The sequence below is a fragment of the Streptomyces sparsus genome (genome assembly GCF_054776295.1).
In genome coordinates, this window is the sequence record NZ_BAAHCA010001706.1 from 1 (window position 1) to 553 (window position 553).

The 553-nt window shown below is 76.7% G+C and carries 1 protein-coding gene; it reads right to left on the reverse strand.

Annotation, left to right across the window (positions count from 1 at the left end; genetic code table 11):
* Positions 1 to 553: amidohydrolase family protein (locus ACYVE9_RS30415; protein WP_461031069.1), on the reverse strand; the 553-nt coding region annotated here is incomplete at both ends.

Consider the following 553-nt stretch of genomic DNA (forward strand, 5'->3'; position numbering starts at 1 on the left):
CGTCGGCGGGCACGGCCCGTACCGAGTGGACGGCGGCACCGATGCGGGTGGTGGCGTCCGGGCGCAGCAGCCCGGCCCGTTCGGCCCAGGCGTCGGCGGTGCCGTCGTGGAAGCGGAGCTGGTGCCGGGCCGGGGCGGCGCCGAACCCGGCGGACAGGTAGCAGGTGTCGAGCAGGGTGATGCGGATGCCGGCCTCGGCGGCGGCGGTGGTCAGGGCGTGGCCCATGGCGTTGGGATCGCTGTAGCGGGTGCCGCCGGGACCGTGGTGCAGGTAGTGGAACTCGCCGACGCAGGTGATGCCGGCGAGCGCCATCTCGGCGTAGGCGGCGCGGGCCAGCGCCAGGTAGCTGTCCGGGGTGAGCCGGGCGGCGACGTGGTACATCACCTCGCGCCACGTCCAGAAGGTGCCGGCGCCGACCTGGACCGTGCCGCGCAGCGCGCGGTGGAAGGCGTGGCTGTGGGTGTTGGCGAGGCCGGGCAGGGTGAGCCCGCGCAGCACCTCGGCGCCGGGCGGCGGCGTGGTGCCGCCGCGTACCGCGGTGGGGGGGACGTC